Annotated in this window: 12 protein-coding genes and 3 rRNA genes; 13 read left to right on the forward strand and 2 right to left on the reverse strand. The window is 41.9% G+C overall.

Annotation, left to right across the window (positions count from 1 at the left end; all coding sequences use genetic code 11):
- Positions 1-37: 37 nt before the first annotated feature.
- On the reverse strand, positions 38-508 hold the full coding sequence (gene ybaK / locus NXG61_RS04680) for a Cys-tRNA(Pro) deacylase (protein ID WP_196603971.1): 471 nt from the start codon (positions 506-508) through the stop codon (positions 38-40).
- A gap of 146 nt (positions 509-654) precedes the next feature.
- Between ybaK and NXG61_RS04685 the strand changes: the two genes are divergently transcribed.
- The 4 genes from NXG61_RS04685 to rrf all read left to right on the forward strand — a co-directional run bounded on the left by NXG61_RS04685 (position 655) and on the right by rrf (position 6,354).
- Positions 655-885 carry a hypothetical protein gene (locus NXG61_RS04685; RefSeq protein WP_432748975.1) on the forward strand — a complete coding sequence of 77 codons (231 nt, stop codon included), beginning with the start codon at positions 655-657 and terminating at the stop codon, positions 883-885.
- Positions 886-1,079: 194 nt separating this feature from the next.
- Positions 1,080-2,629 (forward strand): 16S ribosomal RNA (locus tag NXG61_RS04690).
- A gap of 462 nt (positions 2,630-3,091) precedes the next feature.
- Positions 3,092-6,015: ribosomal RNA gene (locus tag NXG61_RS04695) — 23S ribosomal RNA — on the forward strand.
- Between the two features lie 222 nt (positions 6,016-6,237).
- Positions 6,238-6,354 (forward strand): 5S ribosomal RNA (rrf, locus tag NXG61_RS04700).
- Together the 16S, 23S and 5S rRNA genes form the textbook arrangement of a ribosomal RNA operon.
- A gap of 110 nt (positions 6,355-6,464) precedes the next feature.
- On the opposite strand, the gene NXG61_RS04705 is transcribed toward rrf, so the two are convergent.
- The gene (locus tag NXG61_RS04705) at positions 6,465-7,316 is read right to left on the reverse strand and encodes a methyl-accepting chemotaxis protein (RefSeq protein WP_370871703.1); all 852 of its coding nucleotides are present in this window, start codon (positions 7,314-7,316) and stop codon (positions 6,465-6,467) included.
- A 190-nt stretch (positions 7,317-7,506) separates the two neighbouring features.
- Between NXG61_RS04705 and NXG61_RS04710 the strand changes: the two genes are divergently transcribed.
- The 9 genes from NXG61_RS04710 (at position 7,507) to NXG61_RS04750 (ending at position 19,044) form a co-directional block, all read left to right on the forward strand.
- The gene (locus tag NXG61_RS04710; protein WP_307225254.1) at positions 7,507-9,396 is read left to right on the forward strand and encodes a sigma-54-dependent Fis family transcriptional regulator; all 1,890 of its coding nucleotides are present in this window, start codon (positions 7,507-7,509) and stop codon (positions 9,394-9,396) included.
- A gap of 54 nt (positions 9,397-9,450) precedes the next feature.
- Positions 9,451-10,848, forward strand: a complete 1,398-nt coding sequence (locus NXG61_RS04715) for a four-carbon acid sugar kinase family protein (RefSeq protein WP_432748976.1) — start codon at positions 9,451-9,453, stop codon at positions 10,846-10,848.
- Positions 10,845-11,855: a 4-hydroxythreonine-4-phosphate dehydrogenase PdxA gene (gene pdxA / locus NXG61_RS04720; RefSeq protein ID WP_307225256.1), complete on the forward strand. Its 1,011-nt coding sequence runs from the start codon at positions 10,845-10,847 to the stop codon at positions 11,853-11,855. The genes NXG61_RS04715 and pdxA overlap by 4 nt, the downstream gene beginning before the upstream one ends.
- 27 nt (positions 11,856-11,882) lie before the next feature.
- A complete protein-coding gene (gene dapA / locus NXG61_RS04725) occupies positions 11,883-12,761 on the forward strand; it encodes a 4-hydroxy-tetrahydrodipicolinate synthase (protein ID WP_307225257.1) in 879 nt (292 codons plus the stop codon).
- Between the two features lie 15 nt (positions 12,762-12,776).
- On the forward strand, positions 12,777-13,754 hold the full coding sequence (locus tag NXG61_RS04730) for a hydroxyacid dehydrogenase (RefSeq protein ID WP_196605223.1): 978 nt from the start codon (positions 12,777-12,779) through the stop codon (positions 13,752-13,754).
- A 45-nt stretch (positions 13,755-13,799) separates the two neighbouring features.
- The gene (locus NXG61_RS04735; protein WP_196605222.1) at positions 13,800-14,948 is read left to right on the forward strand and encodes an iron-containing alcohol dehydrogenase; all 1,149 of its coding nucleotides are present in this window, start codon (positions 13,800-13,802) and stop codon (positions 14,946-14,948) included.
- Between the two features lie 207 nt (positions 14,949-15,155).
- Complete coding sequence (locus NXG61_RS04740) at positions 15,156-16,463, forward strand: MFS transporter (protein ID WP_432748977.1); 1,308 nt, start codon at positions 15,156-15,158, stop codon at positions 16,461-16,463.
- Positions 16,464-16,508: 45 nt separating this feature from the next.
- Positions 16,509-17,660 carry an amidohydrolase family protein gene (locus tag NXG61_RS04745; RefSeq protein WP_307225259.1) on the forward strand — a complete coding sequence of 384 codons (1,152 nt, stop codon included), beginning with the start codon at positions 16,509-16,511 and terminating at the stop codon, positions 17,658-17,660.
- Between the two features lie 61 nt (positions 17,661-17,721).
- The gene (locus tag NXG61_RS04750) at positions 17,722-19,044 is read left to right on the forward strand and encodes an MFS transporter (protein WP_307225260.1); all 1,323 of its coding nucleotides are present in this window, start codon (positions 17,722-17,724) and stop codon (positions 19,042-19,044) included.
- Positions 19,045-19,113 lie beyond the last annotated feature (69 nt).

Raw genomic sequence — 19,113 nt, forward strand, 5'->3', positions numbered from 1 at the left:
CCTCTTTTCTGAATGAAATAATAGCAATAGATCCGGACTATTTCAGCAGGTCAGCAGTTTGTGCGTGTGCTGCGATGATAAGATCGGCAGGCGCAAGCAGCAGCTGTTCACCGCGCATACCTGCACTGATGGCTATCCGTGGCAGAGAAAGAGCGGTGTCATTTAAATATACGGGATACTCCTTTTTAGCACCTAACGGCGAACAGCCGCCTCTTATGTAGCCTGTAAGTCCCTGAATTTCTTTCATATGAACCATTTCGACACGTTTATTGCCGCTTATTGCTGCCAGCTTCTTTAAATCTAGTTCATCATCGCCGGGAATGCAAGCCATGAGAATCCCTGTTTTGTCGCCGCGGGCCACAAGTGTTTTAAAAATTGTCTTTATATCCATATTTACCTTGGCTGCAACATTGACTGCACTTAAATCATCAGGATCGACTTTATATGCTTTGATTTCATAAGCTATATGTAAACGATCTAATATACGGGCGGCATTTGTTTTTTTCATTTTTTTGAGATCCTTCCTGAAAAATAGTTGGTTATTATTAATAATTTTACATAATTATTATAGCTTAATTAGATACAGATAACAAAATAGAGCAGTAAAAAAGAGAGAAAACGGGGAAAAAAGGAACCGGCATCTCTCTTTTTTTATTGAACGAAACAGGAAGAGACTTGCTGCCTGGAAATCATGGAAAAGCCTGCAACATAAGGGCGGACAGGCACAACAGAAAAGAAGAGAAGCAGGGAAAAGGGAGAGGGAAAAAGAGCAAAAAGGAAAAATCTGAAAAAAAGATCAGAAAAAGGATTGACAAAGAATGTGAGATTAGATATAATAATTTCTGCGCTCAAGAGAGCGGCAGGGACTCGGAAACAAATCAATAAGATTTGAAAAAAAGTTCTTGACAAACGAAAACGCCTGTGATAATATATACAAGCTGACTCGTTGAGGCAGGCACCTTGAAAACTAAACAATACATCATAATGTTTTCAAACATACCGGATGTGCGGTTTAAATATAAACCTGAAACAATTTCTTTTAAAACAAAATGAAAGAGCCAAATTGGCTCTCCAATAAATTAATGGAGAGTTTGATCCTGGCTCAGGACGAACGCTGGCGGCGTGCTTAACACATGCAAGTCGAACGGGACTTTTATTTCGGTAAAAGTCTAGTGGCAAACGGGTGAGTAACGCGTAGGCAACCTACCTTCAAGATGGGGACAACATCCCGAAAGGGGTGCTAATACCGAATGTTGTAAGAGTACTGCATGGTACTTTTACCAAAGGCGGCTTTTAGCTGTTACTTGGAGATGGGCCTGCGTCTGATTAGCTAGTTGGTGACGGTAATGGCGCACCAAGGCAACGATCAGTAGCCGGTCTGAGAGGATGGACGGCCACATTGGGACTGAGACACGGCCCAGACTCCTACGGGAGGCAGCAGTGGGGAATCTTCCGCAATGGGCGAAAGCCTGACGGAGCAACGCCGCGTGAACGAGGAAGGTCTTCGGATCGTAAAGTTCTGTTGCAGGGGACGAATGGCATTAGTGCTAATACCACTAATGAATGACGGTACCCTGTTAGAAAGCCACGGCTAACTACGTGCCAGCAGCCGCGGTAATACGTAGGCGGCAAGCGTTGTCCGGAATCATTGGGCGTAAAGGGAGCGCAGGCGGACATTTAAGCGGATCTTAAAAGTGCGGGGCTCAACCCCGTGATGGGGTCCGAACTGAATGTCTTGAGTGCAGGAGAGGAAAGCGGAATTCCCAGTGTAGCGGTGAAATGCGTAGATATTGGGAAGAACACCAGTGGCGAAGGCGGCTTTCTGGACTGTAACTGACGCTGAGGCTCGAAAGCCAGGGTAGCGAACGGGATTAGATACCCCGGTAGTCCTGGCCGTAAACGATGGATACTAGGTGTAGGGGGTATCGACCCCCCCTGTGCCGGAGTTAACGCAATAAGTATCCCGCCTGGGGAGTACGGCCGCAAGGCTGAAACTCAAAGGAATTGACGGGGGCCCGCACAAGCGGTGGAGTATGTGGTTTAATTCGACGCAACGCGAAGAACCTTACCAGGGCTTGACATTGATTGACGCATTCAGAGATGGATGCTTCCTCTTCGGAGGACAAGAAAACAGGTGGTGCATGGCTGTCGTCAGCTCGTGTCGTGAGATGTTGGGTTAAGTCCCGCAACGAGCGCAACCCCTATCATTTGTTGCCAGCACGTAACGGTGGGAACTCAAATGAGACTGCCGCGGACAACGCGGAGGAAGGCGGGGATGACGTCAAGTCATCATGCCCCTTACGTCCTGGGCTACACACGTACTACAATGGGATACACAGAGGGAAGCAAAGGAGCGATCCGGAGCGGAACCCAAAAAATATCCCCCAGTTCGGATTGCAGGCTGCAACTCGCCTGCATGAAGTCGGAATCGCTAGTAATCGCAGGTCAGCATACTGCGGTGAATACGTTCCCGGGCCTTGTACACACCGCCCGTCACACCACGAAAGTCATTCACACCCGAAGCCGGCTAAGGGCCTTATGGAACCGACCGTCTAAGGTGGGGGCGATGATTGGGGTGAAGTCGTAACAAGGTAGCCGTATCGGAAGGTGCGGCTGGATCACCTCCTTTCTAAGGATTTTTTATAAAATCTGTCGAGTACATCCGGAAAACGTGTATGAAAAGTTTATGTATTGTTTAGTTTTGAGGGTTTCTCCCTCTATAATAAAGTTTATTGTAAGCATTGTGATGATGCTTATGTAAAATTTAGATTGCACATTGAAAACTACACAGAAGAAAGCAAAGAACAATTATCACCAATGCCAAACTTGTGAAAAAACATTTTCTAGAGAATGGCGGGGAATAGTTGGACCAAGCACAATTAGGAAACTAAAAACAAAAGCTAAGACGAAACATATGAACTTAAGCTAAAAGGTGACATTTTAAGAGTAATCTTAGAATGTAACGGCAAAGCTGCAAGAAACATCATAATGCAAGGAAGGGCAAAGCTGAATGAAAAAAGCGTATTATATATGCTGATGAGTAAAGCAAAGCACTGACGAAGCAGGATGGTATTAACGGCAGGTTTGACGAAGTTAAGCGAATAAGGGCATACGGTGGATGCCTTGGCGCCAGGAGCCGACGAAGGACGCGGTAAGCTGCGAAAAGGTACGGGGAAGAGCAAGCATCTAGTGATCCGTACATATCCGAATGGGGCAACCCGTCAGAAGAAGTTCTGACATCCGAAAGGAAGGTAAACCCGGGGAACTGAAACATCTAAGTACCCGGAGGAAGAGAAATCAAACGAGATACCCAAAGTAGCGGCGAGCGAAATGGGCAGATGCCCAAACCGTAACACTTCGGTGATACGGGGTTGAGGACCGGCAGAAATTAAGGAACGTTTAGCCGAATGACTTGGAAAGGTCAGGCATAGGAGGTAAAACCCCCGTAGGCGAAAAGCGGAACTTAAGGGCCGGGATCCAGAGTATCGCGGGGCACGAGAAACCTTGCGAGAAGCTGGGGGGACCACCCTCCAAGGCAAAACACTAACTGGCGACCGATAGCGCATAGTACCGTGAGGGAAAGGTGAAAAGAACCCCGGAAGGGGAGTGAAATAGAACCTGAAACCGTATGTCTACAAGCAGTCGAAGCTCCGTAAGAGAGCGACGGCGTGCCTATTGAAGAATGAACCGGCGAGTTACATTATATTGCGAGGTTAAGTGGAAGACACGGAGCCGAAGCGAAAGCGAGTCTTAATAGGGCGTTAAGTAATATGGTGTAGACCCGAAACCGCAGTGATCTATGCATGTCCAGGTTGAAGCGCAGGTAAAAATGCGTGGAGGACCGAACCCGTGAGTGTTGAAAAACTTTGGGATGAGGTGTGCATAGGGGTGAAATGCCAATCGAACGCGGAGATAGCTGGTACTCCCCGAAATAGCTTTAGGGCTAGCCTCAAGGGAAGATTACAGACGGTAGAGCACTGATCAGGCAAGGGGGCGTAAAGCCTACCGACCCTAGTCAAACTACGAATGGCTGTAATAAAATACTTGGGAGTCAGACTGCGAGTGATAAGACCCGTAGTCGAAAGGGAAACAGCCCAGATCACCGGCTAAGGTCCCAAATGCTGTGCTAAGTGGAAAAGGATGTAGGACTTCATAAACAACCAGGATGTTGGCTCAGAAGCAGCCACCATTAAAAGAGTGCGTAATAGCTCACTGGTCGAGAGGCTCTGCGCCGAAGATGACCGGGGCTCAAGCACAGAACCGAAGCCGTGGCAGGATATAGAAATATATACTGGGTAGGGGAGCATACTGTATGCGACTGAAGATGTACCGTAAGGAGCATTGGAGCGTACAGCAGAGAGAATGCCGGTATGAGTAACGAAAAGAACAGTGAGAATCTGTTCCACCGAAAGCCTAAGGATTCCTGGGCAACGCTCGTCGTCCCAGGGTAAGTCGGGACCTAAGCCGAGGCACAAAGCATAGGCGATGGACAACAGGCAAAAATTCCTGTACCACTTCGGATCGATTGAACGAAGGAGTGACACAGAAAGCAGTTTGAGCGCGCGAATGGAAGAGCGCGTCGAAGCCGGTAGGCTGCATGGCAGGCAAATCCGCCATGTGAGAAGGCTGAGAAGTGATAGATAGGTGAATCTACGGAGGAACCGAATTCAAACGAGCTACGCTGTCGAGAAAAGCTTCTAGTGAGAGAAGAAGTGCCCGTACCAAAACCGACACAGGTAGGCGCGGAGAGAATCCTAAGGTGCGCGGGACAACCCTCGTTAAGGAACTCGGCAAAATATATCCGTAACTTCGGGAAAAGGATAGCCGCAGACGGTGAAACCCGAACGGGTGGAGCTGAAGGCGGTGGCACAAGAGAGGCCCAAGCGACTGTTTAGCACAAACACAGGTGCCTGCGAAAGAGAAATCTGACGTATAGGTGCTGACACCTGCCCGGTGCCGGAAGGTTAAGAAGAGGAGTCAGGAGCAATCCGAAGCCCCGAATTGAAGCCCCGGTAAACGGCGGCCGTAACTATAACGGTCCTAAGGTAGCGAAATTCCTTGTCGGGTAAGTTCCGACCCGCACGAAAGGTGTAACGACTTGGGCACTGTCTCAACGAGGGACCCGGTGAAATTGAAATACCTGTGAAGATGCAGGTTACCCGCGACTGGACAGAAAGACCCCATGGAGCTTTACTGTAACCTGGCATTGATATTCGGTAAATAACGTACAGGATAGGTGGGAGACTTAGATACATTGGCGCAAGTCAGTGAGGAGTCATTGTTGGGATACCACCCTTTATTTAACGGGCATCTAACTGAAAGAGTAACGATCTTCAAGACAGTACCAGGCGGGCAGTTTGACTGGGGCGGTCGCCTCCGAAAGAGTAACGGAGGCGCCCAAAGGTTCCCTCAGCGCGGCCAGAAATCGCGCAAAGAGTGCAAAGGCAGAAGGGAGCTTGACTGCGAGACCAACAAGTCGAGCAGGTGCGAAAGCAGGGCTTAGTGATCCGGTGGTACCGCGTGGAAGGGCCATCGCTCAACGGATAAAAGCTACCCTGGGGATAACAGGCTAATCTCTCCCAAGAGTCCATATCGACGGGGAGGTTTGGCACCTCGATGTCGGCTCATCACATCCTGGGGCTGAAGCAGGTCCCAAGGGTTGGGCTGTTCGCCCATTAAAGTGGTACGTGAGCTGGGTTCAGAACGTCGTGAGACAGTTCGGTCCATATCCATCGCGGGCGAAAGAAACTTGAAGGGGGCTGCTCCTAGTACGAGAGGACCGGAGTGGACGAACCAATGGTGTACCAATTATCCCGCCAGGGGTACAGTTGGGTAGCTACGTTCGGAAAGGATAAACGCTGAAAGCATCTAAGCGTGAAACCTGCCTTAAGATGAGGTTTCCCAGAGCCGTAAGGCTTGGAAGGCACCTTGAAGATGACGAGGTAGATAGGCCGGGAGTAGAAGTATGGTGACATACGAAGCGGACTGGTACTAATAAGCCGAGAGCTTAACTTAATTTCATCTATAAATGTTTGGTCCTGATTTCTTCTGTGAAGTTTTGAGTGTGCAAGATCACTCATGAAAGTATATAGGTAAAGGGAAAGCAGCAGATTAGTTCCTGGTTTACTTTATATATGAGCACTAAGGTGCAGAAAAGAGCGTTTGAGGAAACATGGCGTTCGTAGACTCACTCTGCGTACTTTATTTCTAAGTGCTGAAGCACTAAGAACTAAAGCATCTGGTGGCGATACCTGGATGGATCCACCTGTTCCCATTCCGAACACAGTAGTTAAGCATCCACAGGCCGAAGGTACTTGGGGGGCAGCCCCCTGGGAGATTAGGTTGCTGCCGGTTTGAAGGCGTCTATGATTTTAGTTAAACTATTGTCATAGACGTTTTTTTATGTCTTTTTTGTCCTTGATTTTTTGCCGGCAGATTTTTCTGCCGGCTTTTTATTTTTTATATCAATTGTAATTAGCCATAAAGCCTTTTAATTTGTCAGCGGAATCACTCACATGGGAAAGATTGGCGTTGATTTCTTCTGTAGAGGCAGCTTGCTCTTGACTTATAGCACCAACAGTCTCAATGGATTTGAATATTTCATCTACAGCACTGTTTATTTTTCCAAGAGTAACATGTATTTGTTCAGTTGCACTTTTAGACTGGTCGGCAAGTTTACGGACCTCTTCTGCAACTACTGCAAATCCCCGGCCATGTTCTCCAGCACGTGCTGCTTCTATAGCGGCATTCAACCCTAAAAGATTGGTTTGCTGAGCTATATTGTTGATAAAATCGATTATTTTCGTAGTTTCCTTGTTTCTTTCTTTTAGATCGACAGCTTGAGTTATAGAATCCTGACCTGTTTGTGCAAGCTCACCGGCACTGTTGGCAACTTGATTGATTGCCTGATGAGCTGTTTGTATCGAATTTGATATATTTTCTACGGATTTTATCAAAAGGTTATTTGATTCCATATCGATTCCGGAGCTGAGGGTTCCGATAACTTCATTATTATCCCCATAGATGGGGGTGAATATAGCCTTTATAGGAATACCGTAGACATCGGCAGCTGCATCTTCCGAGACATTTTTTCTTTCTCTGATACATTTTTGAATGGTACTGGTGATGGCTCTGCCAGTTTGAAGATTAATTTCAAAATTTTTTCCTTTTTCATAACCTATATACTCATTTAAATCTGTCAAGCCTATGACAAGATCCTCTCTGACTATATGTTTAATGTACGGTATAACGATTTTGAATGCTTCTAAAATTTCTTCATTTGTTTTTTTGTTAAGATTGTTCATAGATATCCTCATTTTCAATAGTATTTTGTGATAAAAAAAATTTATATATTATCTATCACATAATATTTATATTAATATATAAAATAATATTTGTCAATACATAATTATTATTAATTAATAAAGAAATTATTATTTATTCAAAATATTTGTTTAGATGCTATAAGTTGTGTTATTATGATGAAAAACGAGAGAAGGTAATATATTGCAGGCACAAATATTGTTTGTGGCACCTCTTTCAGAGCTGGCAGACTTGGCGGCAACTGTGATCAATGAAAAATTTCCAGATAAGAAAAATCTTTTTCATGTGGTGAGAGCAGATTTACAGGAGGCGGAGGCTTTAGTAAAAAAGGCGGCAGATGACGGGATAGAAGTGATCGTGAGCAGAGGCGGTACAGCATCGTTTATAGAAAATAGAGTAGATCTGCCTATGGTTTATATTCAAGTCACTATCACAGATATTCTGCAGGCTCTTTTGAATGCGGGAGAGTACCCTGAAAATATAGCAATAGCCGGTTTCGGCAATATGATTTACGGCTGTGACGAATTGGGCAAAATATTGCATATAAATTTTACAGAAGTACTTTTGAATGATTCAGATGATGCTCAGCCTAAAATAGCAGAAGCTGTCGCAGCTGGGGTGGAATTTGTCGTAGGTGATGCAATTTCTGTTAAGATGGCGGCAAAATATGGCATTAAAAGTGCCTTCATTCAATCGGGAAAAGAATCCATATACAGGGCTTTACAGACAGCGGTTTTAATTGCTTCCATACGCCGGGAAGAACAACGTAAGACTGAACAGCTGAGAGCTGTGGTCGATGAATCACATGATGGAATAATTGCGGCTGATCAAAATGGACTTGTTACTATATTGAATCCGGTAGCAGAAAAAATATTCAATATTTCTCATTTTGACGGGAAGGGAAAAGTTTTTGAAAAAATTTTTCCGGAGCTGTCTGAGTTTTGCTCTGGCGAAAAGGATAATTTGATAAAGATTCGTGAAAAGCAATATGCTGTTCGTAAAGCAATTATATCTGTCCGCGGAAGCGATCAGGGGTATATTTACAATCTGCAAAATATATCTGAAGTGCAAAAACTGGAAAGAAGTATCCGTAAAAAGCTTTCTGCAAAGGGATTAGTGGCAAAATATAATATCGATGACATAATAGGGCAGTCCAAAGCGTGCCTGAACATGAAAAGAAAAGCAGCCAAATATGCTTTGACACAGTCTACAATTTTAATTACAGGAGAGTCTGGGACGGGAAAGGAAATGCTGGTTCAAAGTATCCATAATTTGAGTGTGAGAGCTAAAGGTCCCTTTGTGGCGGTCAATTGCGCGGCTCTGCCCGAGAACCTTTTGGAATCAGAACTGTTTGGCTATGCAGAGGGAGCTTTCACTGGGGCAAGGCGCGGCGGCAGACAGGGAATGTTTGAACTGGCACACGGAGGAACATTATTTTTAGACGAAATAGGAGAGATGCAGTTGCCTCTTCAATCACGTCTGCTGCGTGTGCTGCAGGAGAGAGAGGTCATGCCGTTAGGCGGGGAAGTGGTCATTCCTATAGACGTGAGAATTATCGCCGCCACAAACAAAAATTTGGCTGCGATGATTGCGGATGGTAATTTTAGAAGTGATCTGTACTATAGACTTAATATTTTGCGTATCCATATGCCATCGTTAAAAGACAGAAAGGAAGACATTGACTTGCTTGCCAGGCAGTTTTTGGTAAGCATGCGTGATAAAAATCCGCAGATCACGGATATCACGAGGGACGCGGTAGTTTATCTCGAAAAATGTGAATGGCCGGGTAACATCAGGCAATTTGGCAATATGATGGAGCGTATATTACTGCTTACGACGGGCAGTACGATAACGATTTCTGATGTGAGAGACGCATGCGAAGATGACAGCCGTATGGGCGAAGAATCTATTGAAAATAGGGAAGCCTGTAAAAATCTTATGGAGCTGGAAGATGAATTATTACAGAAAACGCTGAGGGAAGAAGGCTTTAACTATACTAAAACGGCAAAAAGATTAGGAATACATCGAACTACCCTATGGAGAAGATTAAAAAAATACGATATGCAACACTGATGAAATATGCATCACTAATTGTTATAATATACAACAATTGGTGATGCATATTTTTTGAGTTGCTTGAATTATAGGCTCATAATAGTTGGCATGGTATTTGCTTATTATATTGATCAGATAGATTGCAGAGTAGGTGATGTAATGACTAAACTAGCTGTTATCGCCGATGACCTGACAGGGGCTAATGATACAGCAGTACAATTTGCAAAAAGACATATGCGCTCATTTGTAAAGCTTGATATAGATAAATTGAAAAAAAATGAGTCTGATGTTTTGGTAATTGATTCAGACAGCAGAGATCTATGCCCCAAAGATGCATACGACAAGGTGAAAATAATCTGCACCGAAATAGCAGAACAGGGGATTTCCTGCATTTATAAAAAGATAGATTCGACGATGCGGGGCAATGTGGGGATAGAAATAAAAGCAGCTGCAGATGTTTTAAAGCCGAAGCTGATAATTATTGCACCAGCCTATCCGGAAAATAATCGCATCACGCTGGGCGGGTATCATTTACTGGACGGTATTCCGCTGGAGTATACAGAGATGGCTCATGCCCCGAAAACTCCTATTAATAATTCATACATACCGGCTATTTTACAGCAGCAGGTAGATGAGAAAATAGGATTGATTGAACTATTGGTTATTAATAAAGGGAAAAAATTCATTAAGGAAAAAATAGATGAATTTGCCCGAAAAAACATCAAATGGTTGGTTTGCGATGCGGTACGGCAAAGTGATTTTGCTGTGCTGACCGAGGCGCTGAAAGGGTATGAAAATATTTTATGGGCCGGTTCGGCAGGCTTGGCAGAATATCTGAATGATTTTTATGGCTGGCAGGGAAATGCGGATGCAGAAATCGTACAAAGAGACGGACCTGTTTTGATAGTTGCAGGAAGCGTGAGCCATATCACTCAAAAACAAATAGAATATGCGGCTGCAGATGAAAATATCAAAATAGTAAAGCTTGATATATCAGCGATCTTAACAGAACAGGAAAATGAAAGAGATAAGACAATAACAAAAATAAAAAAATTGATTGCCGCAAAAAATAATATATTAGTGACAGCGGCAGTTAATGATAAAGATGTTACGCGAGCTATGTGGATGGGAACGCAATGCGGATTGGAAGGTAAAGAAGTAAGTGAGCGTACAGCCTGTTTTTTAGCAGAAATAGTATCAAAATTGGAGCTTGGAAAACTGGCAGGCATGATTTTGACCGGCGGTGATACGGCTGTTCATATTTGCAGGGCAATAGGTGCTGATGCAATAGAAATAATAAAAGAGATAGACAGCGGAGTACCACTGGGCAGATTGTGCGGGGATTTTGGCGGAATGTTTGTTGTCACAAAGGCAGGAGCTTTTGGGAAACCAGAAATTTTTGTAAAAGCTATCTCTGCTATAAAAAATACTAAAAATATAAAATATAAATCTGGAGGTATAGCTAAATGAAACCTGTTTTGGGTATTACCATGGGAGATGCTGCCGGAGTTGGTCCGGAGGTGATAGTAAAATCACTGACTGACAAACTCTTGTATGAAAAAGCCCGTCCCGTTGTTTTTGGTGATAAAAAAATAATGCAGAGAGCAGTAGAAATAATAGGCGCTGACCTAAAGTGCAGGACAGTCTCAGGACCTGCTGCAGGGGGTGGCGATTACGGTATTATTGACATTGTCGATCTTGACAACCTGCCTGCCGAGCTGCCTTTTGCAAAAGTGGATGGCCGTGCCGGTAAGGCTGCCTACGAATATATAGAAAAAGCTGTCAAATATGCGATGAAGAAAGAAGTACATGCCATCGTTACGGCACCGTTGAACAAGGAAGCACTCAATTTAGGCGGTGTACATTATCCGGGGCATACGGAAATACTTGGAGCATTGACGGGGCAAAAAGATTTTTCCATGATGCTTACAAGTCCTAAACTTAGAGTAATACATGTCAGTACACATGTAGCTCTCAGCCGAGTGCCTGACTTGGTAAAAAAAGAACGCATAAGTAAAGTTATTGAGCTGGCATATGATACGCTGAAGCTGATGGGAATACAAGAGCCTCGAATTGCTGTGGCAGGGCTTAATCCACATTGTGGTGAAGGGGGGCTTTTCGGCACAGAAGATGATAGAGAAATAGTTCCTGCCGTTGAAGCGGCACGCAGTAAAGGATATAATGTCACCGGTCCTGTACCGCCGGACAGTGTGTTTCACAGAGCAGCAAATTTGAATGAATTTGATATCGTTGTTGTTATGTATCACGATCAGGGACATATACCTATTAAAGTCCTTGGCTTTGACAGCGGTGTAAATGTAACTGTCGGACTGCCGTGCATCAGAACATCGGTAGACCATGGAACAGCATTTCCTGTCGCGGGTAAGGGAACTGCAAGCAGTAAGAGCATGACAGCTGCTTTGGAACTCGGGGCACAAATGGCTAAGGTTAAATTTGCTGATATTTTAAATAAATAATTATAAATTACTATGGAGGCTTTCATAATGAAAGAAATAAAACCACAAGGGATTATTACACCGGTATTGACGACGCTTACGGATGATGAAAAATTTAACCCGGAAGCTTATACAAATTTTATCAATAAACTGATCGATGCCGGAGTAAGCGGTATATTTCCGCTGGGAACAAACGGAGAATTCTATGCATTCAATAATGAAGAAAAGTTGGAAATAATAAAAACAGCGGTAAAAGCAGTAAATGGGCGGGTGCCCGTTTACGCAGGCACAGGCTGTGTCACTACAAAAGAAACAATAGAAATGTCACTAAAGGTAAAAGACTTAGGCGTAGATGTCCTCTCGATAATATCACCGTATTTTGTCGCAGTTTCTCAGGATGATCTTTACAGGCATTACAGTGCTGTGGCGAATGCTGTTGATATGCCCATTCTTCTTTATAATATACCGGCAAGAACAGGAAATAATATTGATTTTAAGACGGTTAAAAAATTGGCAGAACATAAAAATATTATCGGCATAAAAGACAGCAGTGGTAATTTTGACAATACTCTCAAATATATAGAAAATACAGATCCCCGTCTCAGTGTTCTTGCCGGAAGCGATTCTCTCATATTATGGACACTTATGGCAGGCGGTTCAGGAGCTATATCAGGTTGCTCGAATGTATTCCCGGAATTAATGGTAAGCATTTATAAATACTGGGCAGCCGGTGATATCGCAAAGGCCAATGAAGCACAGAAAAAGATACGTCCTTTCCGCAATGTAATGCAGATGGGCAATCCGAACTCGGTTGTTAAGCTGGCAGCAAATATGCTCGGCAATAAGGTCGGACCGGCCAGAGAACCATCTAACTGCACAAATCCGGCTATAGTTGAAGCATTGAAGAAAGTATTTACTTTATATTGATGGGAGCAGCATATAATGGCAAAAGTAGTTATTTCGCACAGGCTGCATGATGATGGAATGGCTGTGCTGGAAAAAGCAGGACTCAACGTGGCAATAACCAACAGTGGAAAACCGGTCGATATGCTGCCTGAGCTGGTCGATGCAGAGGGGCTTATTATCCGAATAGGCTCCATAGATAAAGAAACGATGCTTAAATGTAAAAAATTAAAAGTAATAGGGCGCCCCGGTGTCGGCGTCGATGATGTGGATGTAGAGGCGGCAACTGAATTGGGGATTCCGGTAGTCATTGCTCCGGGAGCAAATACGCGTTCGGTAGCTGAACATGCTATGGCGATGATATTTGCCTGCGCAAAAGATATGGTACATTGCGATAAGGAAATGCGTAACGGAAATTTTGCTGTACGGAGTGAATATAAAGCCTATGAGCTGTCAGGGAAAACACTGGGGCTGATCGGCTGCGGACACATCGGTGGGCTTTTGGCACAGATGGCATCGGCAATCGGTATGAAAGTTATGATATATGATCCGTTTTTAAAAAAAGAATCAGTGGAAAAACAGGGATATGTGTATAAAACGGACATGCATGATATTTTAAAAGAAGCAGATGCTATTTCTATTCACACACCTCTGACACCACAGACCAAAAACATGATAGGTGAGGCAGAGCTGAAGATGATGAAATCAACCGGTATACTCATCAATTGTGCGCGCGGCGGTATTGTTAATGAGGCTGCATTGTGCAGGGCACTGAATGAAAATTGGATACATAGTGCGGGCACAGATGTGGTTGTTAATGAACCGATAAGCGTGGATGATCCTTTATTTAAGTGTAAAAATATTATAGTAACTCCACACATGGCAGGTCAGACGAGAGAAGCTGCATCGGGTGTAGCCACAATGGCAGCCGAGGGTGTGGCCGCAGTAATAAAAGGCGAAAAATGGGAAAAAGTATGTAATCCTAAAGCATATGAACATCCCAGATGGAATAAATAGGGTACAAAAAATAGGTTTATTATAATATATTTTGGAGGAAGATAAATGAAACAATGTCAATTGGCAATTCCGTCAATCATTCATGCCGGTCAGGGGTGTATAGAAAAGATAGCAGAAATTATTGACAAAGAACAGGCTGAAAATATATTGCTGTTCACTGATAAAGGAGTAAGAGGCGCAGGCTTGTGTGATTCAGTGGAAAAAATATGTGCCAAAGTATCATATAAAGTGATAGACGATTTAACGGCTGAACCTGCTGTAGGCGATATAGAACGTGTAATTGCAGAAGTAGGTAAAGCCCGGATTGATCTTATAATCGGTGTTGGCGGCGGCAGTGTAATGGATGCATCAAAGCTTGCCAGTATTATTGTCGGTGCTGATTATACGCTTAAAGATTTATTGAAAAACAGCAATATAGCAAAAAAATATATCAAAACGGTAATGGTGCCAACTACTTGTGGTACAGGTTCAGAAGCAACGTGCAACGCTATTGTGGCTATTCCGGAACAAGAATCAAAACAGGGTATTGTAAATAACTGTATGATTCCTGATTATGTAATACTGGATGTAAATATGATAGCAAAACTGCCGCCTAAAATTATAGCCGCAACAGGAGTGGATGCCCTGGCCCATGTAGTGGAATGCTTTACCTCCAAAAAAGCTACAGCACTGAGTGATACTTATGCAAAAGAAGGCGCCTGTAAAATATTTCATAATATAAGAAAAGCTTATGATGATGCGGATGATACAGAGGCAAAAAGTGAAATGATGATCGGTGCTTTTTATGGCGGGGTGGCAATCACTGGATCAGGTACCACCGCTGTTCATGCACTTTCTTATCCACTCGGCGGTAAATACCATATCGCACATGGTGTATCCAATGCAATTTTATTCGCACATGTGATGGCATTTAATAAAGATGCCTGTATAGATAGGCTGGCGCAGCTCTGTGATGCTGTTTATCCGGAACTTTCGAGTAAATCGGCAGATGAAAAAGCTGATTATATTATAGGGGAAATCGCTGGAATCGTTAAAGATACAAGCATTCCTGTAAGTCTAAAGGAATTTGGTGTAAAGGATAATGACTTGGACTTCCTCGTTAATGCAGGGAGTCAGCAAACAAGATTGCTTGTTAATAATTGTAAAGAATTATCGCTGGATGATATACGTTATATTTATAAACAAGTCATGTAATATACTTTTGTCAGCTATATAAATGCATGTAATATACCCCTTTTGATAAATTTATAAATAAGGCTGTTTATGCAGCCTTATTTATAAATAAACTGAATTTATCTATAAAAAAATTAATACTGTATTTTCTCTTAATAATAAAATACAGATAATTATTATTATTTCAAAATCATTTGCATAAGGAAAGCAAAAGGGAAGGTGTACTGAATGGACAATATGAAGAAGACGAATGCACGATGGACGATATTCATTATGTTAGCAGTGATTTGCACAATTAACTATATTGATAGGGCCGTTATATCGGTTTGTATGCCGCAAATTCAAGCAGAATTGCAATTTTCACCAGAAATAGTGGGGGCGATACTTAGTGCTTTTTTCTGGGGTTATGCATTAATGCAGATTCCTTGTGGTTGGTTTTGTGATAGATTTAAGCCGGGTAAAATTTTATTAATAGGTGGCTTATGCTGGGGTATATTTCAAATTATAACGGGGCTTATTAGCAGTAGCAAGATTTTTATGCTTATTAGAGCTTTATTGGGAGTTTCTGAAGCGCCTATATATCCGGCTGGTGCCAAATTGCAATCAATTTGGCTTCCTGTTACTGAACGGTCTCGCGGTAGTGCACTTGTGGATGTTGGATCTTCCCTGGGAAATGCCTTTGGGGCACCACTTGTCGCATTGTTTGTATTATGGCTTAATGGCTGGAGGGAAGCGCTTATTGCTATTGGTATTTTAACTGCTATTACTGTTTTTATTTGCGGGAAAAAACTGATGACTACTCCCGATACAAATAAAAATGTTAATCAAGCAGAACGTGAGTATATAAAAAATGCATTAGAAGAAGAATGGAAAGCTAATCAGGAAAATAGGTCAACAGAAAAAATAAAGATACCTCTAAAAAAATATTTTACTCATAAAAGTTTTTGGGGAATGTGTTTTGGATTCACTTGCGGTAATTGTATTGCATATGGATTAATGACTTGGGGACCATTGTATTTGGCAACGGTACATCATTTGGATATTAAAGAACTGGGCGGTGCGTTATTTATTATCTATGGTGTGAGCGTATTAGGTGGCCTGTTGGGCGGAATGATTACAGATGCTTTGAAGCGTAAGTTTGGCAAAGAAAAATATAATAAGATCATGCATGGTAATTTATTGTTGATCGGTGTTGCGACTGGGACGGCTATGTTTTTATTAAGTCGTGCAGGTTCCACATATGAAGCAATAATTTATATTACAGTAGCATTGTTTTTTCAAAAATGGTCTGGTTGTTTATATTGGACCGTACCGGCTGCACTGTCTCAACGCGAAAATATTGGGACTGTAGGTGGATGTATGAATTGTGTTGGTAATATCGGAGGAGCGATTATTCCATTAGTGATTGGTGCAATTGTAGGGGCAACTGGTTCTTATTTTTTAGCAATTGTATTATTTGCCTGCCTGGGAATAGGAATAGGATTATGTTCATTATTAATAAACTTCAATAAAAAAATCGGAGAACAAGTCAGCTGACTTGAAATTGGCAGATAGGTATTCATAACAAAAGGAAGATATTAAGTGAATAAAATTATAGACATATTAATCAAAAATGCAAATATAATTTATCCGGACAAGGGTACTGTTGAAAGAGGAACAATAGCAATTTATAATGGAAAGTTTATAAAATATGACCATAAAGAATCATATGTAATACGTGACGAAATAAATGCAGATGGTTATTATGTGAGCCCCGGATGGATTGATTCACATACACATATTTTTAAAGATGTAACAGAACCGGGATTTGCAGCAGATTTGGGGTTAATTCCTATGGGAATTACGTCGACAATTGACGGTGGAAGTGCAGGTATTGGCACATGGCCAATTTTTAAACATCATATTGTTGATGATAATTATCTGAATGTTTTCTATTCTATTAATGTATCTCCCTCCGGGCAAATTACAGAACGGTATCCAGAAAATGTAGATCCACAGCATTATGATACAGATAAATTAAAAACTATTATGGAGAAAGATCCTGAACATATCAGAGGGTTAAAATTACGTTATGGAGCTGAAGTTGTTGAACCTTTTGGCAATAGTGTTTTAGATAAAACGTTAGAATTAGCGGATAGTCTGCATTGCCAAATTACGCTGCATGTTACCAATCCACCTTGCGATATGGAAGAAATTATTTCAAAAATGAGACCGGGCGATATTGTTTGCCACATTTATCAAGGAAAGGGAAGCACAATAATTGATGAAAATGGAAAAGTAAAAGAGGCTATATTTAAGGCAAGAAAACGTGGTGTATATTTTGATTCTGCTGATGCGCGTATAAATCATTGTTATAAAGTTATTGAACCAGCTATAGCCCAAAATTTTAAACCAGATATAATTTCTACTGATTTGACACAGAACGGAATATTTAGCAATATGTCCTGGGGCCTACCCGTGGTGCTTTCAAAGTGGTTGAATTTGGGATTGACCTTGGAAGAAGTCATCGCTGATTGTACTTGCCATCCAGCAGAAATTTACTGTTTGCCTAATGGAATTGGCACACTTGCAAATAATGCTGCTGCCAATGTCACGATTTTCAGTGTAGAAAATAGACATTTTCACCTAAAAAATAGAATGGGGGAAGAGTTTGACGGAGAAAAAATGATTATTCCTCAAGTTACTATTATCAACGGTAAAGTTAGATATAAAAATTTATATTTTCCATTTTAATTTGGATGATTATTATTATTGCGAAATTATTTTAAAAGAAAATGTAAAAGGGAGAATATTTATGAATAATAACCAAGTTATGGCGGAATGTTCGGCAAGTACTGATGATTCTAAAATATGTAAAAGAACAAAAGTACGCTGGATAGTTGCTGGCTTGATGTGGGCTGCAATTGCTATAAATTTTTTAGATAGAACAACATTAGCTATAGCAACACCTCATATAATGCAGGATTTGCATGTTACAACAGAAGAAATGGGTATATTAATGTCTGCGTTTTTCTTATGTTATGCATTATTGCAAATACCAGCTGGATTTGTTTCAGATAAATTAGGGCAACGTAAAGTTCTGGGATTATCAGTGCTATGGTGGTCTATAGCAACTGGACTGACAGGAATAGCGACTGGATTTAAATCATTAATGGGATTACGTATGATTTTAGGAGTAGGAGAAGCAGGTGCGTATCCAAGCAATGCAGCAATTACGCGTAAATGGTTCCCGAAAAGCGAAAGAGCTACAGTGGGGGGCTTATTTGATAGTGGACAGAAATTTGGTGGAGCCTTTGGTGTACCAATTTTAACATGGATGATGCTATCTGTTGGATGGCGGGAAACATTTGCTGTTCTGGGCGGACTCGGTATAGCGTGGGCGATTGCATGGTGGCTTTTCTTTAAAGATGATCCAGCTGAGCACAAAGGTGTAAATAAGCTGGAATTGGAATATATCCGCGATGGAGAAATGGATGAAAAAGATAAAACAATGCCGCTAAAATGGTGGCAGCTGCTCCGCTATAGAAATGTAATAGCTATGTGCATAGGATTTTTTATGATAAATTATAATTCCTATTTTTTCATTACTTGGCTCCCAATGTATTTGATGAAAGATCGCGGTCTCAGTTTCAGTCAAATGGGTTTTGCAGCATCTTTACCTCTTTTGTTTGGTGCAATCGTAGAAATATTAGCTGGTTATTTATCGGATAGAGTGCATTCTTCTGGAAGAATGTCTTTGACAAAAACAAGAAAATTGTTTTTGTGCATCGGTTTGGTTATGGCTGCATTTATTGGTTTTGCTGCTGTTTCAGAATCATTAGCGGTAGCGCTTGTGCTATTGTGTATATCAAAATCGGGCACCGTTGTAGCAGCTTCACAGGTTTGGGCTATTCCCAGTGAAATAGCACCACGCAACATGACAGGTGTTGTGGCAGGTATTCAAAATTGTGTATCAAATTTTGGAGGAGTAGTGGGACCTGTAGTAACAGGATTTATCGTTGGATATACTGGACATTTCGAATTTGCATTATTGTTTTCAGCATTTTTGCTCCTAATTGCTATTTTCAATTTTATTTTTGTATTGGGCAAAATAGAGCCGATCAAAATAGATAAGTAAATATAATAAACAAAAAATTAATAAAAATGCAGTATTTGGTATCTTTATACCTATACTGTATTTTTATTA

The organism is Pectinatus haikarae, from assembly GCF_050916305.1.
In the GTDB taxonomy this organism is placed as follows: Bacteria; Bacillota; Negativicutes; order Selenomonadales; family Selenomonadaceae; genus Pectinatus; species Pectinatus haikarae.